We start from the raw sequence: 23773 nt of genomic DNA on the forward strand, positions 1-23773 counted from the left end.
GGGTCGGCTCTCACCCCCGCGCCGGGGCGAACTGCTTCACGTCGGCCGGCTCGGACGCCATCTGCAGGTGCAGCCGGTCGCCGGTGTAGGGCGAATGCTTCGCCACCACGTCCAGGTTCAGCTCGACCCCCAGCCCGGGCTCGCGCGACGGGATCAGATAGCCGTCGTCGAAGGTCAGCGGCGTCTTCAGGATCTCGCCGTGGAAACCGCCGTAATCGAGGATCGATTCCTGGATCAGGAAGTTCGGCGAACAGGCGCCGATCTGGATGCTGGCGGCAGCGACCACCGGGCCGCAATACACATGCGGCGCGATCTGGGCGTAGTAGGCCTCGGCCATGCTGGCGATCTTCTTGGTCTCCAGGATGCCGCCGACCCGGCCGATATCGGGCTGCAGGATCGAGGCGGCGCCAAGCTCCAGCACCCGCTGGAACTCGTATTTGGTGCACAGCCGCTCGCCGGTCGAGATCGGGATCGAGGTGGCGCGCGCCACCTGCGCCATCGCCTCCTCCTGCCCCGGCGGCACCGGCTCCTCGAACCACAGCGGGTCGTATTTCTCCAGCCGCTTGGCCAGGCGGATGGCCGAGGACGGCACCATCTGGCCATGGGTGCCGAACAAGAGGTCGGCACTGCTGCCCACCGCCTCGCGCACCTTGCGGCAGAAGGTCTCGCAGCGGTCCATCACGCCGAGCGACACCTGGTGCCCGGAATAGGCGGTGTAGGGGCCGGCCGGGTCGAACTTCACCCCGGTGAAGCCCATCCCGACCATCTCGACCGCGCATTCGGCGGCCAAATCGGGGTCGTTGAAGTCGAACTCGCCGGCCGCGTTCTTCGGATAGAGATAGGTGTAGGCGCGCAGCTTCTCATGCACCAGGCCGCCCAGCAGGTCGTAGACCGGCCGGCCCGCCGCCTTGCCGATGATGTCCCAGCAGGCCATCTCCAGCCCCGAGACGATGCCCATCATCGTCGGGTCCGGGCGCTGGGTGAAGCCGCTGGAATAGGCCGACCGCCAGAACCGCTCGATCCGGTGCGGGTCGTGGCCCAGCAGGTGGCGCTCGAACACGTCGTCGATCAGCGGCACCATCGCCCGGGGGTGGAAGGCGGTCGAGTAGATCTCGCCGACGCCTTCGATGCCGTCGTCGGTCTTCAGCTGCACGAAGATCCAGTACATGCCGCCGATATGCGGCGGCGGCACGGCGACGACATGGGTCTGGAGCGATGCGATCTTCATGCGGTGCCTCGGCTGCTGCGAAACCGGGCCCATCCTAACAGTGCGGTGTCCGGGTTTGCGCCTCGGTTCGAACCCCGCTGCCTCAGGCGCGACGTTCTCTCGATCCCGGCGGGCTTTCGATCCTGGCGGGATGGTGAACTGCCGGCCATCCGCAAAGGCCGCACTGGACTTCCGGCGATCCGTGCCCAACTTGGAACACACAACCGGGCTAATCGGACCGACATGACGATCGCACGCCTCATCGCCGCGGCCCTGGCCGCCTTCCTCCTCGCCGCCGGCCCCGCCGTCGCCGCGGTCCAGCCGGCGCAGCTGACCGCCCAGGACCAGGCCGACCTGCGGCGGGTCGAGCAGTATCTCGGCGGGCTGACCACGGTGCAGGCGGACTTCGTCCAGACCACCAACAACACCGACCTCTACCGCGGCCATTTCTACCTGAAGCGGCCGGGCAAGATGCGGCTGGAATACGAGCCGCCGATCTCGTTCATGTACATCGCCGACGGCACCTGGCTGACCTATTACGATGCCGAGCTCAACCAGCGGAAGGACGTGCCGCTGGGCTCCACCATCGCCGACTTCATCACCCGGGCGAACGTCAAGCTGTCGGGCGACGTCACCGTCACCAAGGTCACCCGCGGCAACAACCTGCTCAGCGTCCAGCTGGTGCAGACCGACAAGCCGGACGACGGCAGCCTGACCCTGAACTTCACGGCCACGCCGATCCTGCTGCAGAGCTGGGTGGCGGTCGACCCACAAGGCACCGTCACCCAGGTCGACCTGACCGGCATCCGCCCGGGGGTGGAGCTGGACAACAAGCTGTTCATCGTGCCACGCGGCCGCCGGCCGTCGCGCTGACGTAAGCTCCTGTCGCGGGCCTTGCGGGCTGTTGGGGTGGGTATCGGTCGAGCCGACGTCGGGGACATGTGATGCCGCTGCGCCTGCCACCGCTGTCGCCCCTTCGGTTCTTCGAGGCCGCCGGACGGCATCGCAGCTTCAAGCTCGCCGCCGCGGAGCTGAACGTGACGCCGAGCGCGGTCAGCCACGGCATCGTGGGGCTGGAGCAGGCCCTCGGCGTCGAACTCTTCATCCGCGAGCCCCGTCGGCTGTCGCTGACGCCGGAGGGCGCGGATTACCTGCCCTATGTCTCCGAGGCGCTGTCCCTGATCGCGATGGGGACGCAGCGCCTGCCGAACCACCGCGCCAACCGCACCATCGCGGTCAGCTGCGCCCCGACCCTCGCCTCGCGCTGGCTGCTGCCGCGGCTGCACGGCTTCAGCAAGCGCTGGCCGAATGTCAGCGTCAGCGTCGATACCTCGCGGGGCCAGGTCGGCTTTCCCGTCGACGGCTTCGATTTCGCCCTGCGGATGAGCCGGGCCCCGGTCGCCGGGGCGGCCTGGACCAGGCTGTTCGGCGAAAGGCTGGTGCCGGTGTGCAGCCCGGCCTATCGCGACACCCTGGTCGATGAGGCCGGGGCCATCGATCTGCGCCGGGCGACCCTGATCCATGTCACCCCCGCCAGCGAGGACTGGCAGGCCTGGCTGGACGGCAGCGGCGTCGCCGGCGTCGAATCCGCCGGGGGCCTGCGCTTCGACACCATCCAGCTGGCGTTCGAGGCCGCCATCGAGGGCCTCGGCGTGGCGCTGGGGCGGCGCCCGCTGGTGGACCGCGACCTCGCTGCCGGGACGCTGGTCGCCATCAGCCCGGAAGAGAGGATCGCCCAGACCGCCTACTGGCTGGTCAGCTCGGACGGGGCGGACCACCGGCCCGACCTGCTGGGCTTCAAGCAATGGCTGCTGCGCGAGGCCGAAGCCTTCGAGGGTTGCCGGGAGCCCTGACGGATCGGGCGACAGGTGAAGATCCTTCATCCATCGTCGAAACCTTCTCCTTTGCCGCTGCGGCCGCCCCTTGCCATTGTCCGGTCGAGGGAGGGCCCAGCATGCCGGCGGCACATCGACCATATCTTGGCACGTTCAGGAACAAGGCCACGCTGGTGGTCCTGGCGGCCGCGCTGATCCTCAGCGCCGCGATGGGGATCCGGCAGACCTTCGGGCTGTTCATCGGGCCGTTCTCCTTCGACCGCGGCCTGCCGGTGACCCTGATCGCCTTCGCCATCGCCCTGCACAACCTGGTGTGGGGCTTCGCCCAGCCCTTCGCCGGCGCCGCCGCGGACCGCTACGGCGCCGCGCCGGTGGTGGCCTTCGGCGCGGTCGCCTTCGCCGCCGGGCTGGTGCTCGCGGCCGTGGCGCCGTCGGGGATCATGCTGGTTGTCGGCATGGGTGTGCTGGTCGGCATCGGCGTCAGCTGCACCACCTTCGGCGTGGTGCTGACCGCGGTCGGCCGCGTCGCCTCCGCCGAGAAGCGCAGCATGGCGATGGGCCTCGCCAGCGCCGGCGGGTCGCTCGGCCAGGTCCTGATCGTGCCCCTGGCGCAGGTGGTGACGGAAACCTCAGGCATCGCCGCATCGCTTCTCGTGCTCGCGCTACTGGTGCTGGCGGCGGCGCCGCTCGGCATCATCCTCGACCGCCGCGAGTCGAGCGTCGCGCCGGTGCAAGGCCCGCCGCCGCCGTCGCTGGGCGAGGCTTTGTCCCAGGCCTGTCGCCACAGCGGCTATCGCCTGCTCACCATCGGTTTCTTCACCTGCGGATTCCAGCTGGCCTTCATCGGAACCCATCTGCCGGGTTACCTGGTCCTCTGCCACATGCCGGTCGGGCTCGGGGCCACCGCCCTGTCGCTGATCGGGCTGTTCAACATGGTGGGCAGTTGGGCCTGCGGCTGGCTGGGCGGGCGCTACCGCCAGCACTATGTGCTGGGATGGCTCTACCTGATCCGCGGCGTCGCCATCGCCGCCTTCTTCCTGCTGCCGAAATCCAGCGCCTCGGTCGTCATCTTCGCGGCGGTGATGGGGCTGACCTGGCTGGGGACGGTGCCGCTGACCAGCGGGCTGGTGGCGAAAGTGTTCGGCACGCGCCATCTCGGGACGCTGTTCGGCGTCTGCTTCCTCAGCCACCAGATCGGCTCGTTCCTGGGCGCCTGGTTGGGCGGCTTCGTCTTCGACGTCACCGGCTCCTATTCGCTGATCTGGGCGGCCACCGCGGCCGCCGGGCTGGTGGCGGCGGCGCTGCACTTCCCGATCAACGACCGGGCGGTGACCATCCCGGTCCACTCCGCCCCGGCGCGGGCCTGACGCGCAGGGCCCGCTCTCAGCCCTTCACCATGATCACGGTCGGCATGGCGACGCCCGCGGGGGTCGGCATCTCCTCGTGCCGGATCGCGCGGTAGCCGAGCCTGGCGTAGAAGACCTCGGCATTGGCGTTGGCGCGCACCCGGAAGCGGGCGAAGCCGGCGGCACGGGCGGCAGCCTCTGCCGCCTCGACCATGCGGCGGCCCAGGCCCTGGCCGGCCCGGTCGGGGGCGACGAAGACCTTGCGCAGCCGGGCCACGGCGGCGTCGTCCGGCACCCGGCACCAGCCCGCGGTGGCGACCAGCGCGCCGCCCGGCGCCTCGGCCACCAGGATGTTGTTGGACAGCAGGTCCCCGGCATAGTCCGGCGCCATGATCATCGCGACATGGGCTGCGATCTGCGCCGGGCTGTGCAGGGCGGTGGCCAGGGCGGCGAAGGACTCGGCCTGCAGCCGGCGCACCGCGTCGAGATCGGCCTCGCGGATCGGCCGGACGGTCAGGCCGCCGCTCACGACCCCGTGGTTTCCAGCCGGCGCGCCAGGGGGCCGTCGCGCTCCTCCAGGCAGCACACCAGGTAGTCGCAGGTGATCTCCTCGCCGGCCGCGATGTCGCGCGCGGCCAGGGTCACCGGGCCGGAATTGTCGGTGTTGGGGTCGTCGTCATGGTTCAGGAAGCGGGCGTCGTCGCCGTTCAGCACGAAGCCGCCCGGAATGTCCGGCGACAGATAGGCGTAGGTCTCGAAGAAGCGGCGCGGCACGTCGGGCAGGGCGGCCACCACATCCTCCGGCACCACCTTGTCCAGCGCCGGCTCGAACCGCCACATCGGCGTGCCCCGGGCGATCGGCGCGGTGGCGAAGACGCCCAGGCCATGGATGGCGCTCGGCGCGACATAGGTCGGAACCAGGAACATGGGGCCCCCGCTTTCGCTGTTCTGAATCGCTTATAACCACGGATCCCGGCCGGCCGATAGGGGGCAGAACAAGGCATTGTCGAGGCGGGCAGCCGCGCCGATCCCGCGCCGCGAGCCATGCGCCCGCCGCAGGGCCATTCCCGTCCGTGCAGGGCTGGTCGAAACCGGCCGCGGGCCGAAATATAGGGCTGTCGCCGCATCGCCGCGCGGCGCCTGGTCCTGGAGCCATCGCATGCCTGCCCCGTCCCGCCCCGTCGTCGGCATTCCCGCCTGCATCAAGCCGGTCGGGGCCCACCCCTTCCACGCGGTCGGCGACAAGTACATCCGCGCGGTGTCCGAGGGGGCGGATTGCCTGCCCTTCCTGATCCCGGCGCTGGGCGGCTGGTACGACATCGACGCCGTGCTGGACCGGCTGGACGGGCTGCTGATCACCGGCAGCGCCTCGAATGTCGAGCCGAAGCACTATGACGGCGAGGCCAGCGAACCCGGCACGCTGCACGACCCGGACCGCGACGCCACCACCCTGCCGCTGATCCGCCGCGCCATCGAACGCGGCATCCCGGTGCTGGCGATCTGCCGCGGGCTGCAGGAGCTGAACGTGGTCTGCGGCGGCACGCTGCACCAGCATGTCGAGCGGGTGCCCGGCCGGGTCGACCACCGTGCCGACGACAGCAAGGCGGTCGAGGTCCAGTACGGCCCGGCGCATGACGTGGCCCTGGCGGAAGGCGGCGCGCTGGCCGCGCTGTTCGGCAAGGCCGGCACCACGGTCAACACCATCCATGCCCAGGGCATCGACCGGCTCGGCGCCGGCCTGGCGGTCGAGGCCACGGCGCCGGACGGCCAGATCGAGGCGGTGCGGATCGAGGCCGCCCCCTATTTCGGCCTCGCCACCCAGTGGCACCCGGAATGGCGCTTCCGCGAGAACCCGGATTCGACCGCGCTGTTCAAGGCCTTCGGCGTGGCGGTCCGCCGCTATGTCGCCGACCGCGACGCCCACCGCGCCGCGGCGGAATAGGCCTCAGCGCTGCCCGCCGGGGCGCAGCAGCCCCGCGCGCTCGATCTCCTCGCTCCGCAGCTTGGCGCGCACCCGCAGCAGGTCCTTGCGCGCGACGATGCCGACCAGGGTCCCGTCCTCGCGCCGGGTGACCGGCACGCGGCCGATATCGGCTTCCGCCATGCGGTCGGCCAGCCGGCCGACCATCTCGTCGGGATGGCCGGCCAGCAGGGGCCCATCTGCCAGCGTTTCGCCCAGCGTGGTGCCGTGCGGCCAACCGGCGACGGTCCAGCGCAGCACGTCGGCGCGGGCCACCATGCCCGCCACCTGACCGGCCGCGTCGACCACCGGATAGCTCTTGTGCCGCGGGCGGTCGGCGTCGCTGGTGAAGAAGGCGATGGTGTCCTGCACCGTCATCGCCGCCGGCAGGGTGTCCACCGGCGCCACCATGACGTCGGCGACGCGGGTCAGCTCGAACGGGTCGACGATGTATTCGCGCAGCACGTGGTGGCCGTGCCGGGCGATCTTCTCGGTCAGGATCGACCGCTTCAGCAGCAGCACCGTCACCGCATAGGCCGCGATGCAGGCGGCCAGCAGCGCCGGCAGCATCGCCAGGTCGCCGGTCAGCTCGACCGCGAACACCGCGGCGGTCAGCGGCGACCGCATGGTGCCGCCCATCATCGCCGCCATGCCCAGCAGGGCCCACACGCCGGTGCCGCCGGGCAGCACCAGCCCCTCCAGCGCGCCCAGCGCCCCGCCCAGGATCAAGAGCGGCGCCAGCACGCCGCCGGAGGTGCCGGACCCCAGCGCGATCGACCAGATCAGCGCCTTGACGATCAACAGCCGCAGCACCTCCTGGTGCGACAGGCTGCCGGCCAGCAGGGCGCGGATCGAGTCGTAGCCGACGCCCAGCGCCGCCGGGTCGATCAGCCCGCCGACGCCGATGGCGATGCCGCCCAGCACCGGCCACCACATCCAGTGGATCGGCAGCTTCTCGAACAGGTCCTCGAAGCCGTAGACCAGCGCGGTCAGGATGCCGGATCCCAGGCCGGCGACGATGCCGACGCCGATCACCGCGGCCAGGGCCGGGCCGGACAGGTCGACCATGCCGTGGAAGGCGAACAGCGGGCCGGCGTCGAAGGCCAGCGGGCGCCAGGCCGCGGCGGCGATCGCGGCGGTGGCGACCGGGATCAGGCTGCGCGGCTTCCATTCGAACAGCAGCAGCTCGACCGCCAGCAGCACGGCCGCGACCGGGGTGCCGAAGATCGCGGTCATGCCGGCGGCGGCGCCGGCCACCAGCACGGTCTTGCGCTCCGCCGCGGTCAGGTGGAACAGCTGGGCGAACAGCGACCCCAGCGCGCCGCCGGTCATGATGATCGGCCCCTCGGCGCCGAACGGCCCGCCGGTGCCGATCGAGATGGCGGAGGACAGCGGCTTCAGGATCGCCACCTTGGGCTGGATCCGGCTGCTGCCGATCAGGATCGCCTCGATCGCCTCGGGGATGCCGTGGCCGCGGATCTTTTCCGACCCGTAGCGGGCCATCAGCCCGATGATCAGGCAGCCGACCGGCGGCACCAGCGCTGCGGCGATGCCCCAGGGAGATTGGCCGAGATCGACCGGGGCGGTGGAGATCTGGCCGAAATAGGCGAGGTTGGTGACCAGCGCGATCAGCTGCAGCAGCACCCAGGCGGCCGCGGTGCCGGCGGTGCCGACGATCGGCGCCATGGCGACCAGCCGCAGCACGCCGGGGTCGACCGTGAAGTCGCCCAGGATGCGGACGGACCGGCTGACGGCGCGGTCGGCCGGGCCGGGCGGATGCGGAGCGGGACGGGCCGATGCGGCGCGGGATGGCGCCGCCTGGTCTGCGGGTCTCGACATGAGGCCGGATTCCGGATGATCAAAGGGGTATCCGACGCTGAGCCCGGATGCCGGATAAATATCGCAGTACGATATAATTTCAAGGGCAGGGAAGTGCGACCCGATGACCGAGGCCCCCGAGACGGCCCTGACCAAGGCGGATTACGAGGCGCTGGCCGCCTTCCGCCATGCCCTGCGGCGTTTCCTCGATTTCAGCGGCGAGGCGGCGAAGGCGGAAGGGCTGACGCCACAGCAGCACCAGGCGCTGCTGGCGATCAAGGGTTTCCCCGGGCGCGACTCCGTGACGATCGGCGAGCTGGCGGAGCAGCTGGTGCAGCGGCACCACAGCACGGTCGGGCTGGTCGACCGGCTGGAGGCGCTGGGGCTGGTGCGGCGTGAGGCCGATCCGGCGGACCGCCGCCGCATCCATGTCGCGCTGACCGACCAGGCCGAAGCCGTGCTGGCTGGCCTGTCGGCGATCCATCGCGACGAGCTGCGCCGCCTCGGGCCGTCGCTCGCGGCGCTGCTGGCCCGGCTGGGAACGGAGGGGTAGCTACAGCACCTTGCCGGGGTTGAGCAGGCCGAGCGGGTCGATCGCGCCCTTGATCAGGCGCATCAGCCCCAGCTCCTCGGGCGACCGCGACAGCGGCAGGTAGGCCTTCTTGCTGCGGCCGATCCCGTGCTCCGCCGACACCGACCCCTCGAAGCGCGAGACGATGCCGTAGACCGCGTCCTCGATCTCGTGCTGCGGCAGGACAGCGCCGTCCAGCCGCCCCAGCACCAGGTGCAGGTTGCTGTCCGCGACGTGGCCGTAGAACACGGCGGTCGCCTCCGGCCAGCTGCGGTCGATCAGGTCCCGCAGGGTGCGCACCGCCTCGCCCATATGGCCCAGCGGGATGCCGACATCGAACTTCACGCTGCCGCCGCGGAAATGCCGGGCGTATTCCGCCGGCACCTCGCGGATGGCCCACAGCTTGCGCCGCTCCTCCTCCGACTTGGCCAGGACCGCGTCGTGCAGCAGCCCGCGCTCCAGCAGGACGGCCAGCGGCGCCTCCAGGCTCTCCTGGTCGGGCAGGCTGGTCTCGACCAGCAGGTACAGCGGCGCGTCGCCGGGCAGCGGCGCCGATATCCCCGCCGTCCGGGTGGCGAAGCGGTAGAAGTCCGGCCACATCGCCTCGAAAGCCAGCAGCCGCCCGGGGATCTCCTCCTCCAGGAAGCGCAGGATCGCCAGGGCCGCGTCGAAGTCCCGGATCGCGCACAGCGCCGTCTGCCGGCTGCGGACCGGCGGGTGCAGGGCCAGCACCACGCGGGTGACGACGCCCAGGGTGCCCTCCGCCCCGATGAACAGCTGCGGCCAGTCGTAGCCGGTGTTGTTCTTGATCAGCTTGTTGAGCGAGCGGACCACGGTGCCGTCCGCCAGCACCACCTCCAGCCCGCGGACATTCTGCCGGGTCATGCCGTAGCGCAGCACGTTGATACCGCCGGCATTGGTCGCGACATTGCCGCCGATGGTGCAGCTGCCGCGGGCGCCGAGATCGATGCCGCAGGTGAAGCCTGCCGCCTCCGCCGCCTGGTGCAGCTGCTCCAGCGGCGTGCCGGCCAGCGCCGTCAGCGTGGCGCTGGAGGCGTCGACCTCCTCGATCCCGACCATGCGCGACAGCGACAGGGCGACGTCATCGGGGCCGGGATGGGCGCCGCCGGCCAGCCCGGTCAGGCCGCCCTGCGTCACCACCCCCTGGCGATGCGCGTGGCAGATCCGCAGGGCGGCGGACACGTCCTCGGTGGTCCGGGGCAGCACCAGGGCCTTCGGCCGCGTCGCCGGGTAGTCGGCCCAGTCGTGGTGGAAGCGCGGGTCGATCGCGTCGCCGGTGCGGACCAGGTCCGCCCCCAGCGCCGCCAGCAGGGCCGCCACTGCGGCATCGGCGATGGTCGCCGCCTCGGTCATCCTAAACTCCGGTGTCGGGCCGCGCCGGCCGGGCGCACAGCACGGAAATGGCCGAAAGCAGACATAGCACGGCGAGGTAGATCGCCACCGGCACCGCCGATTGGTAATGCGCGAACAGCGCCGTCGCGATCAGCGGCGCCGCCCCGACCACCACCGACGACACCTCATGCGCCACGGCCAGCCCGGAATAGCGCAGCTCGGTCGGGAACAGCTCGGTGAACAGGGCCGGCTGCACCCCGATCATGGCGGCATGGCAGACGCCGTTGCCGACCAGCAGCGCCAGCAGGATCAGGGCGGTCGACTGGCTGGCGATCATCAGGAAGAAGGGATAGCCGAAGGCGGCCATGGTGATGATGCCGAACAGATAGACGCGGCGGCGCCCGTAGCGGTCCGACAGGGCGCCGAACACCAGCATCATCCCCGCATCGACGGCCATGGCCAGGGCGACGCCCAGCAGCAGCACATCGGTCGGCGCCCCCACGAACTTGCCGTAGGCCAGCGAGAACACGATCATCAGGTGCGACCCGCCCATCTCCGCCAGCCGCGCCCCGATGCCGACCAGCATCTCGCGCGGATGCCGGCGGAACAGCTCCAGGATCGGCTGGTGCGGGACGCCGGTGCGCTCGGCGGCCTCCTGGAAGTCGCGGCTCTCCTGCACGCTGAAGCGGATGTAGATGCCGACGCCGAAGATCGCGACGCTGAGTAGGAACGGGATGCGCCAGCCCCAGGCCAGGAAGTCGGCCTCCGGCAGCTGCTGCACCAGGTAGAAGACCAGCGCGGACAGGATGAAGCCGCCGCCGACCCCGACCTGGCTCCAGGCGCCGTAGAAGCCGCGCCGTCCGGCGGGCGCGTTCTCGGTCGTCATCAGCACAGCGCCACCCCATTCGCCGCCGGCGGCCACGCCCTGCAGCAGGCGCAGCGCCACCAGCAGCACCGGCGCCCAGATCCCGGCGGTGGCGTAGACCGGCAGCAGGCCGATGGCGAATGTGGCGAAGCCCATGATCGACAGGGTCCAGACCAGGGCGACCTTGCGGCCCTGGCGGTCGCCGAGATGGCCGAACACCAGCCCGCCCAGCGGCCGGGCGATGAAGCCGATGGCGTAGCCGGCGAAGGCCGCCAGCGTGCCGACCATCGGGTCGGTGCCGGCCGGGAAGAACAGCCGGCCGAAGACCAGCGCCGCGGCGGTGCCGTACAGGAAGAAATCGTACCATTCGAGCGTGTTGCCCACGACCGAGGCGATCACGGCCCGTCTCAGGGTCCCGCCATCGCGTGCCGAGACCGCGACTGCTGCTGCGTCTGCCGACATGCCCTGCCCCCCGCGTTGGACGACGGGACAGGCCCCGGACGGGTGCCGGCCCGACGTCGGATCGCCGGGCCGAGTTTGGCCGTCACCGCGGTTGCGCGGTACGGCCGTCTCCAGCCCTGCCAATTGTTTTAAGCTTAAGGTATTTCGATCGTAAGCCGCATCCGGACGCGGCTGCAAGCGTCCGTTGCGACAGATCGGACAAATAGGTCGCGGGGAAGATGCGGGGGTTGGTGAATCAGCGCGCCAGGGCCGCCTCAACCGCCTTCGTCACCTCCGGCCCGGTCGGCTCGGCCGAACTCGGGAAGGCGTCCAGCAGGGTGCCGTCGCGGCCGATCAGCAGCTTGTGGAAGTTCCATTTCGGCACCGCGCCGGCGGCCTGGCTCGCCGCCCAGCGATACAGCGGATGCGCGGTGTCGCCGACCACCACCTGCTTGGCCAGCATCGGGAAGTCGATGCCGAAGGTGGTCTCGCAGAAATCCTTGATCTCGTCGGCGCTGCCCGGCTCCTGCGCGCCGAAGTCGTTCGACGGTACGCCGAGCAGGACGAAGCCCTGGTCGCGATGCCCGGCCCACAGCTGCTCCAGCCCGGAATACTGCTTGGTGTAACCGCAGAAGGATGCGGTGTTCACCACCAGCACCACCTTGCCGGCGAAGGCGTCGGGGGTGAAGGCGCCGCCCTCGATCTTCGGCAGCGGCAAGGCGGACCAGTCGAGCGGCGTGGCCGCGGCGGGGGTCGTGGTCATGATCAGCACCAGGAGCAGGAATCGGGCCAGCATCGCGGGATCTCCAAGCCACGTCGTCCGTATGGATACGCCGCGCCGGGCGGTCCGGATGACGATCTCAGGATCGTCCCGCCACGCTGCACCGTCAGGCCGCGCCGGACAAGACCCTGTTCGCCGCCCGCGGCCCGGCGATGGCGGATCTGCGCCGGCCGCATCGGCGGCCGGTCGCCGCGGCCGGCCTCCCGTGCTAGGACGGATCTCGGCCGGACCTCCCCGGCGATGGATCCACGCCCGTGCCCGAAACCGTCCTGAACCTTCATCCCGGCATGCCGGAAGCGTCGCTCCGCCCGCTGCGCGAGCGCTACGACCTGGTCGAGCGGGCCTTCGCCGGCATCGCCGCCGACCCGCTGCCGCAGGCCGACCGCATCCGCGGCGTGGTCACCATCGGCGTGATCGGCATCGACCGCGCGCTGATCGAGCGGCTGCCCAACCTCGGCATCATCGCCTGCTACGGCTCGGGCTATGAGCGGATCGATATCGTCGCGGCGCGGGAGCGCGGCATCGTCGTCACCAGCAACATCGGCGCCAACGCCGCCTGCGTCGCCGACATGGCGCTGGCGCTGCTGCTGGCCAGCGTCCGCCGGCTGGGCGAGGGCGAACGCTTCCTGCGCGCCGGGCGCTGGACCAAGCCGGCGGCACCGCCGGCGCTGATCTCGACCGGCATGGCCGGGCGTCGCGTCGGCATCCTCGGCCTCGGCTCGATCGGCGAGAAGATCGCGCGCCGGGCGGCGGCCTTCGACATGGAGGTCGCCTACCACAACCGCCGGCCGAAGCCGGATGCCCCTTGGGCCTATCACGACACGCTGGCGTCGCTGGCGGAATGGGCCGACATCCTGGTCGTCGCCTGCCGCGCCGACGAAAGCACCCGCGGCATCGTCGACCGCAGCGTGCTGGCGGCGCTGGGGCCGCAGGGCCATGTCGTCAACATCGCCCGCGGCGAGGTGGTGGACGAGGCGGCGCTGATCGCGGCACTGGAGTCCGGCACCATCGCCGGCGCCGGACTCGACGTGTTCGAGCACGAGCCGGCGGTGCCGGAGGCGCTGATCCGGCTGGAGAATGTGGTGCTGGCGCCGCACATCGCCAGCATGACCCAGGCGGCGCATCGCGAGATGTGCCGGATGACGATCGAAAGCCTGGACAACTTCTTCGCCGGCCGGCCCCTGACCAACGCGCGCTGACGAAAGCGGCGGCCTGCGGCTCAGAGACTGTTTGGAAATACGCTGGCGTGAGTCGGCTGGCGGTGGTTTCGAGACCCGGCGCGCAGCGGACGTTTGGGTCCGTGAGCACCGGAAGTGCAGAAACCGCCGTCAGACGGCCGCGCCAGGTGCATTATCAAACAGGCTCTCAGGCCACCGGCACGGTGCCGCCATCGATCACATGCTCGCTGCCATGGATCGATGCGGCGCGGTCGGAGGCCAGGAAGGTCACCAGCTCCGCCACCTCCTCCGGCCAGGCGGGGCGGCCGATCGGGATGCCGCCCAGCGATGCCATCAGGGCCTGGCGGGCGCCCTCGGTGTCGGTGCCCAGCTTGGCCGCCAGCTCCGCGATCAGCCCGGTGGCGCCGTCGGTCTGGACCCAGCCCGGCGACACCCGCACCACGCGCACGCCCCTGGGGCCGACCTCCTTCGACAGCGCCTTGCTATAGGTGGACAGCGCCGCCTTGGCCGCGGCGTAGGCGGTGGTGGCCTCGGGCAGCGGCAGCCGGCTCTGGATCGACCCGACATGGACGATCACGCCCGACCCCCGGTCCAGCATCTCCGGCAGCAGCGCCCGGTCCAGTCGCACAGCAGGCAGCAGGTTCAGGTCGAAGGCGCGTTGCCATTCCCGGTCGTCCAGCACGGCGAAGCCGCCGGACGGCGCCTTCGACCCGCCGAGGACGTGGACGATGATGTCGGCGCCGCCGAGATCGCCGCGCACCGCATCGGCCACGGCGGCGCAGCCTTCGGCCGTGGCCAGGTCCGCCGCCACGAACGGCTCGCCATCGTCCAGCTCGGCGGGCCGGCTGCGGGCGACGGCGAGGACCCTGGCCCCGGCCCGGCGCAGCCGCGCCGCCACCGCGGCGCCGATGCCGCGGCTGCCACTCGTCACCAGGGCGCGCCGGCCTGCCAGCTCGCGCGGGTCGGCGGTGAAGACGGGACGACGGCTGGTCATCCCACGATCTCCAGGGACGCGATCCTGTCGCCCGCCAGGCCGAAGGCGAAGCGCAGCTCGACCGGGCTGCCGGGGAACTGGCCCGTGACCCGGGCGGTCAGCACGGTCCTGCCGTCCGCCTCGGTCACATCAAGGGGCTCGACCGTGTGCTGGTATTTGCGCTTGGATTCGGCCTTCCAGGCCGCGATCGCCTCCAGGCCGCGGATGGTGCGGCCCTCGTCGCGGACCACGGCGTCGGCGGCGAAGCAAGCCGACAGCGCCGCCGCATTATCGGCGTTTTCCGCGGCGATGTAGGTGGCGATCGGTTCGGGCAGCGACAGGGTCATGACGGCTCCTCGGCGGGCGGATTGCATGACGCCAAGGATGGGAATACGGTTTCGCAATGGCAAGAACGCACGAAAAAGTAAGGTACCCACCGGAAAGTAAGCGCCCGGCCTACACCGCCGGCAGCGCGGCCGAGGGCATCGAACAGGCGCTGAAGATGCTGGAGGGGCGGTGGAAGCTGCTGATCCTGTTCCACCTGTTCGGCGGCAAGGTGCTGCGCTTCTCGGAGCTGGAGCGCGCGATCCCCGCCATCTCGCAAAAGATGCTGATCCAGCAGCTGCGGGGGATGGAGGCGGACGGCATGGTCCGCCGCATCGTCCATCACCAGGTGCCGCCCAAGGTCGAATACGGGCTGACCGATTGGGGCCAGGCGCTGTGCCCGGCGCTGGACGAGATCCTGCGATGGGCGGAGCTGCGGCCGGACGACGCGGCGGCTGACCCGGCGGCGGGCTGACACGAACGGAGTCCGGGGGGCCACGACCGAGGAGCGAGTGACAGCATGGACACCGATCCGCTGACCGGGGTGCCACTGACCGGGGTCAAGGCCTGCGTCTTCGACGCCTATGGCACCCTGTTCGACCTGGTCTCGGCCGCCCGGCGCTGCGCCGATGCGCTGGGCGACCGGGTCGGCCCGCTGGCCGCGCTGTGGCGCGACAAGCAGCTCGGCTATTCCTGGCTGCGGGCGGTGCAGGGCCGCCACGCCGATTTCTGGCAGGTCACCGGCGACGCGCTCGATTTCGCGCTGGAGACGCAGGGGATCCGCGAACCCGGCCTGCGCGACCGGCTGATGGACCTGTACCTCACGCTCGAACCGTTCCCGGAGGTGCCGGCGGTGCTGCGCCGGCTGCGTGCCGCCGGGCTGAAGACGGCGATCCTGTCCAACGGCACGCCGGCGATGCTGGAGGCGCTGGTCGCCGGCGCCGGGCTGCAGGACCAGTTCGACGCGGTGCTGTCGGTCGAGCAGGTCGGTGTCTACAAGCCGCATCCCAGCGTCTACCAGCTGGCGCTCGACACGCTCGGCCTGCCGGCCGGGGCAATCGCCTTCCAGTCGTCCAACGCCTGGGACGCCTTCGCCGCCTCGGCCTTCGGCCTGCGCGTGGTGTGGTGCAACCGCTACGGCCAGCGGCCGGAACGCCTGCCCGGTGCGCCGGACCGGCAGGTGGCGTCGCTGGCGGAGCTGCCGGCCCTGGTCGGGGCTTGAGACTCCGCGGACCGGCCCGGATCAGCCGCCGCAATCCTGGGCGTAGCTCTGCTGCTGGTCGGCGATGACCTGGTCCTGGTCCTTGATGTCCGACTCCGGGATCTTCAGTTCGGCTTGGCAGGTCTTGTAGATCTCGCTCAGCCTGATGTAGCCGTCCAGCAGGTCCTTCTGCGCCGCGCATTTCTCGGCCGGCGGCGCGCCCAGCTTGAACAGCGAGGCGGATTGCAGGGCCGGGATCTTGCTGGTCTGCGCCGTGAAATCGGCGGTGCAGTCGGCGAAGGCCGGCAGGGCCAGCAGCGGCGTCAGGGTCGCGGCGAGAAAGAGGCTCTTCACGGAAGGGCTCCCCTTGGGCTCTCTCGGGATCCCGCGGCGAAGCGCGCGGGCGGCCTGAAAAACCCGGCGCGGCGGGAATGGTTCCGGGTCAGCCCTTGGCCGGGCCGGTCGAGCCGCGCAGCACCAGCTCGGTCTCGAAATGGATCTCGCGGCGGTCGCCGGGGTCGATCAGCAGCCCGGCGGCGGCGCGGCCCTTCCCGACCAGCGGCTGGCGGATGGTGGTCAGCGGCGGGGCGGCGGTCGCGGCGGCCGGGATGTCGTCGAAGCCGATCACCGAGACGTCGCCCGGCACCGCCAGTCCCTGCCGCGCCAGCCAGCCCATTGCCCCCAGCGCCAGCCGGTCGCAGGTGGCCAGGATCGCGGTCAGGCCGGGCTGGCGCTGCAGCAGCCGCGCCGTGCCGCGCTCGATTGACTCCACGTCGAACAGGCATTCCTCGATCGGCAGCCGCGCGGCCGGGATGTCGGCCGCGAACGCCGCGTCGAGAATGCCGAACAGCCGCTCCTGGCCGGCGGCGTAGATCGAGCCGTGGATCCGGTCCAGCGACACCTCGCCCTCGCGCGAATCCGGCATCAGCTCCATCGACAGCACGCCGATGCGGCGGTGGCCCAGGCCCAGCAGGTGCCGGGTGGCTGCCGCGGCGCCGCTGCGGTCGGCGACGGTGACGGTGCGGCAGCCCTCCAGCAGCGGCTGGTCGACCGTCACCACCGGCAGGCCGCGGCCGCGGATGATGTCGAGGACGCCCGGCTCCTCCTCCATGCAGTACATGATGAAGCCGTCGACCGCGGCCGAGGCGAGGGCCTTGCGCGCCGCCTCGACATCCGCGGCGGCGTAGACCGAGATGCCGCGACCGGTCTCGTCGCACACCGCGGCGACGCCCTGGATCAGGGCCAGCGCCGCCGGGTCGCCGAAGGCGTAGCCCAGCCCCTCCGGGATCACCACCGCGATGGTGCCGATATGGCCGGTGCGCAGCATCCGGGCCAGCGGGTCGGCGCCCTGGTAGCCCAGCGCCTCGGCCGCTGCCATCACCTTGGCGCGGATCGCGTCGCTGACCCGCTCGGGATGGTTGAAGACGTTGGAGACGGTGCCCTGCGCCACCCCCGCCGCGACGGCGATGTCGCGCAGCCGGGCCTTGGGCTTCGGGAGAGGATCGTCCGCGGTCATGGCGACACCCTACCGGCTGCTTTGAACCGATTCAAATTCTGCTTGACCACGGGACCGTCCGCACCAAATATGAATCGATTCAAAAAATCGATTCAAAGGAGACCGTCATGGCATTCATGACCGGATTCCCGCTGGTCGGCTATCTCATGGAACGCAGGCTGGCCGGTCGGTTCTCGCACCTGCCACCGACGGTGGCGGCGGAGCTGGAGGCGTTCGCGGCGGACCAGGAGGCCGCGGCTGCGGCGAGGCCTGCGGCCCCGCCCGGAAACGCGATCGGGGACGGCGCGGTGCCGTCCCCGATGCAGGATCGCTGTCCGCCGCCGCGGCGGGCGGCGTGACCGGTCAGCCCGGTGTGCGGCTCGGCTGCCGTGGCCGGGTGGCCAGGGCGTAGAGCCTGGGCCCGAACAGCGCCAGCACCGCCAGCGCCAGCAGCGTGGCCGACAGCGGCCGGGTCACCAGCGCCGAGATGTCGCCGGCCGAGATCGTCATCGCCTGGCGGAAGTTTTGCTCCGCCAGCGGCCCCAGGATCATGCCGATGATCACCGGCGCGGTCGGGAAGTCGTAGCGCCGCATGACGTAGCCGATGGCGCCGACGACATAGAGCAGCACCAGGTCGACCGGCGACTGGGTGATGCCGTAGGTGCCGATGGTGGCGAAGACCAGGATGCCGGCATAGAGCTGCGGCGCCGGGATCTGCAGCATCTTCACCCACAGCGCGATCATCGGCAGGTTCAGGACCAGCAGCATGACGTTGCCGATGAACAGCGACGCGATCAGGCCCCACACCAGCGTCGGCTGGCTCTCCAGTAGCAGCGGCCCGGGGTTGATGCCGTAGCTCTGGAACGCCGAGAGCAGGATCGCGGCGGTGGCCGAGGTCGGCAGCCCCAGGGTCAGCAGCGGCACCAGCACCCCGGCGGTGGAGGCGTTGTTCGCCGCCTCGGGCCCGGCCACGCCCTCGATCGCGCCATGGCCGAACTCCTCCGGCTTCGACGACAGCTTCTTCTCGACGAAATAGCTCAGGAAGGTCGGGATCTCGGCCCCGCCGGCCGGCATGGCGCCGATCGGGAAGCCGATGACGGTGCCGCGCAGCCACGGCTTCCACGACCGCTTCCACTCGTCCCGCGTCATCCAGATCGACCCCTTCAGCGGAATGATCTCGTCCTTGCCGTGGCGGTAGCGCGAGGCGACGTAGAAGGTCTCGCCGACCGCGAACAGCCCGACCACGACGACGATGACATTGATGCCGTCCAGCAGCTCCGGCACCCCGAAGGTGAAGCGCGCCTGGCCGGTCTGCAGGTCGATGCCGACCAGGCCGAGGAAGATGCCGGCGAACAGCGAGGTCAGGCCGCGGATGGCGGAGGAGCCGAGCACCGCCGAGACGGTGACGAAGGAGAACACCATCAGCGAGAAGTACTCGGCCGGGCCGAAGCTCAGCGCGAAGTCGACCACGACAGGCGCCAGGAAGACGATGCCCAGCGTGCCGATGGTGCCGGCGACGAAGGAGCCGATGGCCGAGGTCGCCAGCGCTGCGCCGCCGCGGCCCTTGCGGGCCATCTTGTTGCCCTCCAGCGCGGTGACGATGGTGGCGCTCTCGCCCGGCGTGTTCAGCAGGATCGAGGTGGTGGAGCCGCCATACATCGCGCCGTAGTAGATGCCGGCGAACAGGATGAAGGCCGCCGCCGGCTCGACCTGGAAGGTGATCGGCAGCAAGAGCGCGATGGTCAGCGCCGGGCCGATGCCGGGCAGCACGCCGATGGCGGTGCCGACGGTGGTGCCCAGCAGGCACCACAGCAGGTTGACCGGGGTCAGCGCGACGGCGAAGCCGTGCAGCAGCTGGTTGAAGCTGTCCATCTCAATGCCCCCTGCCGCGCAGCAGCGAATCCAGGCCGTTCTCGACCCAGCCGGCGCCGATGTTGATGCCCAGCGCCTCGGCGAAGCCGAAATAGGCGATCAGGGCGAAGGCGGCGCCGATCAGGGTGTTGCGCAGGAAGGCGCGGGAGCCGAAGCCCCGCGCCACGCAGACGAACAGCAGGATCGAGGCGACGGTGAAGCCGGCGACGCCGATCAGCAGCACGTTCAGCACCAGCCCGGCGAGGACCCACAGCAGGGCCGGCAGGTCGGGCGCCGTCTCGCGCTCATCCTCCGGCTGCCAGCCGCCGCGCAGGGCGGAGGCCAGCAGCGCCAGGCCCAGCAGGCCGAGGCCCGCGGCCGAGATCTTCGGCGCGATGGTCGGCCCGGCCTGGGCGTAGATCGGCGACACCGGCATCGCCCGGGTCTGCCAGTAGATCACGATGGCGAGGGCGATCACGCCGAGCGCGATGACCAGCTCCCCCACCGGCCGGTGCCGCGGCACCGGCCGGTCCGCCTGCTGCCCGCTCATCAGGCCAGCCCGAGATCCTTGAGGATGCCGGCGATCCGCGCCGTCTCGGTCTCGAGGAACGCCTTGTACTCGTCGCCGAACAGCGGGATCGGGGTCCAGTCGCGGGTCTTGCAGGCCTCGGCCCATTGCGGCGCCGCGGCCAGCGCCTTGATCATCTCGATCATCGCGGCGCGCTCGGCGTCGTCGACACCCGGCGGGGCGAACACGCCGCGCCAGTTGAACAGGTCCACCGGGATGCCCTGCTCGATCAGGGTCGGGGCGTCGATGCCGGGCTGGCGCTTGTCGGCCGAGATGGCGAGGATGCGCAGCTTGCCGGCCTTGACCTGCTCGGAGAACTCGCCGTAGCCGGAGATGCCGGCGGCGACCTGGTTGCCCAGCAGCGCCGCCGTGGCCGGCCCGCCGCCGGCGAAGGCGACATAGCCCAGCTGCGACGCCTGGACGCCGACCGCCTTGGCGATCAGGCCCAAGAGGATGTGGTCGGAGCCGCCGGCCGAACCGCCGGCCACCGGCACCTTGGTGGGGTCGGCCTTCAGCGCGTCGGCGAAGTCCTTGGCGGTCTTGAACGGCGATTCCGCCGGCACCACCAGGGCCAGGAACTCGCCGGTCAGCCGGGCGATCGGCGTGGTGCTGGTCAGGTCGACCGAGCTCTTGTTGGCGACGATGGCGCCGACCATCACCATGCCGGCGACCATCAGGGCGTTGCCCTGGCCCTTCCACTGGTTGACGAATTGCGGCAGGCCGACCACGCCGCCGGCGCCGGCGACATTGGTGATCTGCACCCCGCCGACGGCGCCGGTGGCACGCAGCACCTGCTCGATGGTGCGCGCGGTCTGGTCCCAGCCGCCGCCGGGCGCGGCCGGCACGAAGATCTTCAGCAGGTCGATGGCGGCCTCGGCCCGTCCGGCCGGCAGCAGCGTCGCCAGCCCGGCCAGCGCCGGGGCGGCGAGGGTTCCGAGCAGAAGGTGGCGTCGGTTGATCATCAGGTCTCCCCCGTGTCGATAGTGAAGCCGGACGCTCTCGGGCGTCCTTGTCCGGCGGCCGGCCGGCGCGGTTCTCAGTGTGTCGACGCCTCGTCTTGGTCCTCGCGAGGCTTGGGCACCGGCCGCGCGGGTTGGCCGGTGTAGCTCCAGATCAGGTGGCGCGGGATCGGGCCCTTGTTGCGCTCGCCCGACTGCATCTCCTCCCAGGCATGGGCCAGCACCCCGACCGAGCGCGACAGCACGAACAGGCCGCGGCACAGGGGCGGGGGGAAGCCCAGCTCGGCGAACACCACGGCGGTGGCGCCGTCGATGTTCATCGGGATCGGCTTGCCCTTGCGCGCCGCCAGCACCGCCTCGACCGCGCGGGCGATGGCGGCGAAGCGCCCGGTCACGGTGCCGGCCTCGGCGGCGCGGTCGACCAGGGCCAAGAGCCGTGGCGCGCGCGGGTCCAGCGGGTGGAAGCGGTGGCCGAAGCCCGGCACATGCCGGATGCCGCGCGCCGCCAGGGCGTCGATCGCCTCCGCGGCCGCCCGGTGCAGCTCGTCCGGATCGATCTCGCCCTCCGGCAGCGCGGCGGCGATCTCGCCATACAGGGCGACGCATTGCTCGCCGGCGCCGCCATGGACGTCGCCCAGGGTGTTGATGGCCGAGGCCATGGCGTTGTTGATACCCACGCCGCAGGTGGCGGCGATGCGGGCGACGGCGATCGACGGCGCCTGCGGCCCGTGGTCGACGGCGGCGACCAGCGCCGCCTCCAGCAGCGCCGCGGCCTCGCGGCCCGGCAGCTCGCCCCGGGTCATCAGATAGACCATCTCGGCGTAGGAGACGCGGCCGATCAGGTCCTCGATGGCATAGCCGCGCATGGCGATATGGCCCGGCCGCATCTCGATGATGCCGGTCGCCCACCAGTCCTCGGGCGTCTTCTGCGGACGTCCGCTCATAGTGCCCCCTCTCCCCTCAGGGCATCGATCTCGGAGGCAGAGTATCCGAGTTCGGCCAGAATCGAACCGGTATCTGCGCCCAGCGCCGGCGGCGGGCCGGACGGGGCGGGATCGCCGCTGGCGAGGCGGAAGCCGCTGCGCACCACCCGGACCGGCCGGTCGACCCCGGGCACCGTCTCGAAGCGCTGCAGCAGGCCGCGTTCGACCAGCTGCGGGTGCTCCAGCACCGCCGGCACCGACAGCACCTCGCCGGCCGGCACGCCGTGGCGGTTCAGCAGCGGCGACCATTCCGCGGCGGGCTTGTCCGCCAGCGCCGCCTCGATCTCGGCGGTCAGGGCGGCGCGATGGCGCTTGCGCTCCTCTCGCTCGGAAAACCGCGGGTCGGCGGCCAGGTCGTCGCGGCCGATCAGCCGGCACAGCGTCACGAACTGCTCCTGCTTGTTGGCGGCGATGTTCAGCAGGCCGTCGCCGGTGCGGAAGGTGCCGGACGGGGCGGCGGTCATGTTCTCGTTGCCCATCGGCCGCGGCGCCACCCCGGCGATCAGCCAGTTCGACACCGCCCAGCCCATCGCCACCAGGGTCGATTCCAGCATCGACACGTCGATCACCTCGCCCTGGCCGGTGCGGCCGCGCTGCACCAGGGCGGCGGCGACGGCGAAGGCGGCGGTGATGCCGCCCATGGTGTCGGCGACGGGATAGCCGACCCGCAGCGGCGCGCTCTCGGCGTCGCCGGTCACGCTCATCACCCCGGACAGGCCCTGGATGATCTGGTCATAGGCCGGGTTGTCGCGCAGCGGCCCGTCCTGGCCGAAGCCGGAGATGGCGCAGTAGATCAGGTCGGGCTTCGCTTCCATCAGCACAGCCGGGCCCAGGCCCAGCCGGTTCATCACCCCGGGCCGGAAGTTCTCGATCACCACATCGGCGGTGGCGACCAGCCGCTTGAAGGCGGCGACGCCCTGGGGCGATTTCAGGTTCAGGGTGATCGACCGCTTGCCGGCGTTCTGGGCCAGGAAGGACACGCCCATGTGGCGGCGGTTCAGCTCGGGGTCGGCGCCCAGCTGGCGGGCCAGGTCGCCGCCCTGCGGCGTCTCGACCTTGATCACGTCGGCGCCCAGCTGGGCCAGCTGATAGCCGGCGAAGGGCCCGGCCAGCACATTGGTCAGATCGAGAACCCGCACGCCCGACAGCAGACCCAAGGTGCCCTCCCGCGGGACCGCCCTGTTTCCGGACGGTCGTTCCGACTGATAGAATGATGTTCTATTAGTCTGGAATTCCGTCAGGTGCAATATCGTTCTGGCAGTCAGAACGATGTTGCGCGACACTGTGCGGGCACGACGACGGAGGGCGGGGGATGACGCAGGACAGGGTCGAGGCGGTGGAGCGCGCCCTGGCGATCCTCGGCGCCTTCGATGCGGCGCAGCCGCGGCGGACGCTGGCCGAGCTGGCGGCGGCGACCGGCCTGTACAAGAGCACCATCCTGCGCCTGGCCGGGTCGCTGGAGCATTGCGGCTACCTGCTGCGCCAGGATGACGGCGCCTGGCGGCTGGGGCCGGCGCTGGGGCGGCTGGGCACGGTCTACCGCAGCGGCTTCGACCTGGCCGACGCGATCCGGCCCGAGCTGGCGCGGCTGGTCGAGGCGACGCGCGAGACCGCGTCCTTCTATGTCCGCGACGGCGACACCAGGGTGTGCCTGTACCGCCAGAACTCGCCGCAGGCGGCACGCCACCATCTCGACGAGGGCGCGCAGCTGCCGCTGACCGCCGGCGCCAGCGCCCGCATCCTGATGGCGTTCACGGCCCCGCAGGATGCGCCAGAAGATGCGGCGAGCGCGGCGGTCCGGGCACAGGGCCATTCCGTCTCGCTGGGCGAACGCGACCCGCTGGTGGCGGCGGTGTCGGTGCCGGTGTTCGACGGCGCCGGCCGGTTCCGCGGCGCCCTGGCGGTCTCCGGCCTCGCCGCCCGCTTCGACGCCCCCGCCCGCGACCGGGCCCTGGCCCTGCTGCACGACGCCACCGCAAGGCTGAAACCGGCGCTGGGGTAGGGGCGAGGGGGCCACCAGAGGGAGCGCGCCGCCCCCTCTTCGTCATTGCGAGGAGGCGTAGC

General features: G+C 71.3%; 26 protein-coding genes. 10 read left to right on the forward strand and 16 right to left on the reverse strand.

What is annotated here, in order from left to right; all coding sequences use genetic code 11:
- Window positions 1-10 precede the first annotated feature (10 nt).
- Entirely contained in the window at window positions 11-1228 is a 1218-nt protein-coding gene (locus AB4112_RS10930) for a mandelate racemase/muconate lactonizing enzyme family protein (RefSeq protein ID WP_309798153.1), read from the reverse strand.
- A 222-nt stretch (window positions 1229-1450) separates the two neighbouring features.
- Here AB4112_RS10930 and AB4112_RS10935 point away from each other — a divergent pair, with 222 nt between their 5' ends.
- The 3 genes from AB4112_RS10935 (at window position 1451) to AB4112_RS10945 (ending at window position 4409) form a co-directional block, all read left to right on the forward strand.
- A complete protein-coding gene (locus tag AB4112_RS10935; RefSeq protein WP_309798152.1) occupies window positions 1451-2080 on the forward strand; it encodes a LolA family protein in 630 nt (209 codons plus the stop codon).
- Between the two features lie 71 nt (window positions 2081-2151).
- The gene (locus tag AB4112_RS10940; RefSeq protein ID WP_441719422.1) at window positions 2152-3060 is read left to right on the forward strand and encodes a LysR substrate-binding domain-containing protein; all 909 of its coding nucleotides are present in this window, start codon (window positions 2152-2154) and stop codon (window positions 3058-3060) included.
- Window positions 3061-3161: 101 nt separating this feature from the next.
- Window positions 3162-4409, forward strand: a complete 1248-nt coding sequence (locus tag AB4112_RS10945; RefSeq protein WP_441719425.1) for an MFS transporter — start codon at window positions 3162-3164, stop codon at window positions 4407-4409.
- A gap of 16 nt (window positions 4410-4425) precedes the next feature.
- Here the strand turns inward: AB4112_RS10945 and AB4112_RS10950 are convergent, their stop codons facing one another.
- Together AB4112_RS10950 and AB4112_RS10955 are read right to left on the reverse strand one after the other, a co-directional pair.
- Window positions 4426-4917 carry a GNAT family N-acetyltransferase gene (locus AB4112_RS10950; RefSeq protein ID WP_441719428.1) on the reverse strand — a complete coding sequence of 164 codons (492 nt, stop codon included), beginning with the start codon at window positions 4915-4917 and terminating at the stop codon, window positions 4426-4428.
- Window positions 4914-5315 (reverse strand): SET domain-containing protein, encoded by a 402-nt coding sequence (locus AB4112_RS10955; RefSeq protein WP_309798144.1) that lies wholly within the window; start codon window positions 5313-5315, stop codon window positions 4914-4916. The genes AB4112_RS10950 and AB4112_RS10955 overlap by 4 nt, the downstream gene beginning before the upstream one ends.
- Window positions 5316-5547: 232 nt before the next feature.
- Between AB4112_RS10955 and AB4112_RS10960 the strand changes: the two genes are divergently transcribed.
- Window positions 5548-6330, forward strand: coding sequence for a gamma-glutamyl-gamma-aminobutyrate hydrolase family protein (locus tag AB4112_RS10960; RefSeq protein ID WP_441719431.1), 783 nt, complete (start codon window positions 5548-5550; stop codon window positions 6328-6330).
- Between the two features lie 3 nt (window positions 6331-6333).
- On the opposite strand, the gene AB4112_RS10965 is transcribed toward AB4112_RS10960, so the two are convergent.
- Window positions 6334-8187 carry a chloride channel protein gene (locus AB4112_RS10965; RefSeq protein ID WP_441719433.1) on the reverse strand — a complete coding sequence of 618 codons (1854 nt, stop codon included), beginning with the start codon at window positions 8185-8187 and terminating at the stop codon, window positions 6334-6336.
- Between the two features lie 103 nt (window positions 8188-8290).
- Between AB4112_RS10965 and AB4112_RS10970 the strand changes: the two genes are divergently transcribed.
- Window positions 8291-8719 carry a MarR family winged helix-turn-helix transcriptional regulator gene (locus tag AB4112_RS10970; RefSeq protein WP_309798138.1) on the forward strand — a complete coding sequence of 143 codons (429 nt, stop codon included), beginning with the start codon at window positions 8291-8293 and terminating at the stop codon, window positions 8717-8719.
- Here AB4112_RS10970 and AB4112_RS10975 read toward each other — a convergent pair whose 3' ends face one another.
- The 3 genes from AB4112_RS10975 to AB4112_RS10985 form a co-directional block, all read right to left on the reverse strand.
- Window positions 8720-10111, reverse strand: a complete 1392-nt coding sequence (locus AB4112_RS10975; RefSeq protein ID WP_441719437.1) for an FAD-binding oxidoreductase — start codon at window positions 10109-10111, stop codon at window positions 8720-8722.
- Between the two features lies 1 nt (window position 10112).
- The gene (locus AB4112_RS10980; RefSeq protein ID WP_441719440.1) at window positions 10113-11354 is read right to left on the reverse strand and encodes an MFS transporter; all 1242 of its coding nucleotides are present in this window, start codon (window positions 11352-11354) and stop codon (window positions 10113-10115) included.
- Between the two features lie 298 nt (window positions 11355-11652).
- On the reverse strand, window positions 11653-12192 hold the full coding sequence (locus tag AB4112_RS10985; protein WP_441719443.1) for a glutathione peroxidase: 540 nt from the start codon (window positions 12190-12192) through the stop codon (window positions 11653-11655).
- 239 nt (window positions 12193-12431) lie between these two features.
- Here AB4112_RS10985 and AB4112_RS10990 point away from each other — a divergent pair, with 239 nt between their 5' ends.
- Window positions 12432-13376: a 2-hydroxyacid dehydrogenase gene (locus tag AB4112_RS10990; protein WP_309798130.1), complete on the forward strand. Its 945-nt coding sequence runs from the start codon at window positions 12432-12434 to the stop codon at window positions 13374-13376.
- A gap of 166 nt (window positions 13377-13542) precedes the next feature.
- Here AB4112_RS10990 and AB4112_RS10995 read toward each other — a convergent pair whose 3' ends face one another.
- Entirely contained in the window at window positions 13543-14349 is an 807-nt protein-coding gene (locus tag AB4112_RS10995) for an SDR family oxidoreductase (RefSeq protein ID WP_309798128.1), read from the reverse strand.
- Complete coding sequence (locus tag AB4112_RS11000) at window positions 14346-14675, reverse strand: nuclear transport factor 2 family protein (RefSeq protein ID WP_441719448.1); 330 nt, start codon at window positions 14673-14675, stop codon at window positions 14346-14348. Before AB4112_RS11000 ends, AB4112_RS10995 begins: the two co-directional genes overlap by 4 nt.
- Window positions 14676-14731: 56 nt before the next feature.
- Between AB4112_RS11000 and AB4112_RS11005 the strand changes: the two genes are divergently transcribed.
- Both AB4112_RS11005 and AB4112_RS11010 read left to right on the forward strand, forming a co-directional pair.
- A complete protein-coding gene (locus AB4112_RS11005; RefSeq protein ID WP_309798124.1) occupies window positions 14732-15127 on the forward strand; it encodes a winged helix-turn-helix transcriptional regulator in 396 nt (131 codons plus the stop codon).
- A gap of 45 nt (window positions 15128-15172) precedes the next feature.
- Window positions 15173-15874: a haloacid dehalogenase type II gene (locus tag AB4112_RS11010; RefSeq protein WP_309798122.1), complete on the forward strand. Its 702-nt coding sequence runs from the start codon at window positions 15173-15175 to the stop codon at window positions 15872-15874.
- Window positions 15875-15895: 21 nt separating this feature from the next.
- Here AB4112_RS11010 and AB4112_RS11015 read toward each other — a convergent pair whose 3' ends face one another.
- Together AB4112_RS11015 and AB4112_RS11020 are read right to left on the reverse strand one after the other, a co-directional pair.
- Entirely contained in the window at window positions 15896-16207 is a 312-nt protein-coding gene (locus AB4112_RS11015) for a hypothetical protein (protein ID WP_309798121.1), read from the reverse strand.
- A gap of 88 nt (window positions 16208-16295) precedes the next feature.
- Entirely contained in the window at window positions 16296-17369 is a 1074-nt protein-coding gene (locus AB4112_RS11020) for a LacI family DNA-binding transcriptional regulator (RefSeq protein WP_441719453.1), read from the reverse strand.
- Window positions 17370-17476: 107 nt separating this feature from the next.
- Between AB4112_RS11020 and AB4112_RS11025 the strand changes: the two genes are divergently transcribed.
- Entirely contained in the window at window positions 17477-17707 is a 231-nt protein-coding gene (locus AB4112_RS11025; RefSeq protein ID WP_309798117.1) for a hypothetical protein, read from the forward strand.
- A gap of 4 nt (window positions 17708-17711) precedes the next feature.
- Here the strand turns inward: AB4112_RS11025 and AB4112_RS11030 are convergent, their stop codons facing one another.
- From AB4112_RS11030 to AB4112_RS11050, 5 genes are all read right to left on the reverse strand, one after another.
- Window positions 17712-19220, reverse strand: coding sequence for a tripartite tricarboxylate transporter permease (locus tag AB4112_RS11030; protein WP_309798113.1), 1509 nt, complete (start codon window positions 19218-19220; stop codon window positions 17712-17714).
- Between the two features lies 1 nt (window position 19221).
- Window positions 19222-19749 (reverse strand): tripartite tricarboxylate transporter TctB family protein, encoded by a 528-nt coding sequence (locus AB4112_RS11035; protein WP_441719457.1) that lies wholly within the window; start codon window positions 19747-19749, stop codon window positions 19222-19224.
- On the reverse strand, window positions 19749-20729 hold the full coding sequence (locus AB4112_RS11040) for a Bug family tripartite tricarboxylate transporter substrate binding protein (RefSeq protein ID WP_309798109.1): 981 nt from the start codon (window positions 20727-20729) through the stop codon (window positions 19749-19751). The genes AB4112_RS11035 and AB4112_RS11040 overlap by 1 nt, the downstream gene beginning before the upstream one ends.
- A gap of 74 nt (window positions 20730-20803) precedes the next feature.
- Window positions 20804-21670 (reverse strand): citryl-CoA lyase, encoded by an 867-nt coding sequence (locus tag AB4112_RS11045; RefSeq protein ID WP_441719460.1) that lies wholly within the window; start codon window positions 21668-21670, stop codon window positions 20804-20806.
- A complete protein-coding gene (locus AB4112_RS11050; RefSeq protein ID WP_441719463.1) occupies window positions 21667-22866 on the reverse strand; it encodes a CaiB/BaiF CoA transferase family protein in 1200 nt (399 codons plus the stop codon). Before AB4112_RS11050 ends, AB4112_RS11045 begins: the two co-directional genes overlap by 4 nt.
- Window positions 22867-23021: 155 nt before the next feature.
- On the opposite strand from AB4112_RS11050, the gene AB4112_RS11055 reads away from it, so the two are divergent.
- On the forward strand, window positions 23022-23711 hold the full coding sequence (locus AB4112_RS11055; RefSeq protein ID WP_441719466.1) for an IclR family transcriptional regulator: 690 nt from the start codon (window positions 23022-23024) through the stop codon (window positions 23709-23711).
- Window positions 23712-23773: the final 62 nt, after the last annotated feature.

The organism is Inquilinus sp. 2KB_23 (assembly GCF_052115705.1).
GTDB lineage: Bacteria > Pseudomonadota > Alphaproteobacteria > DSM-16000 > Inquilinaceae > Inquilinus > Inquilinus ginsengisoli_A.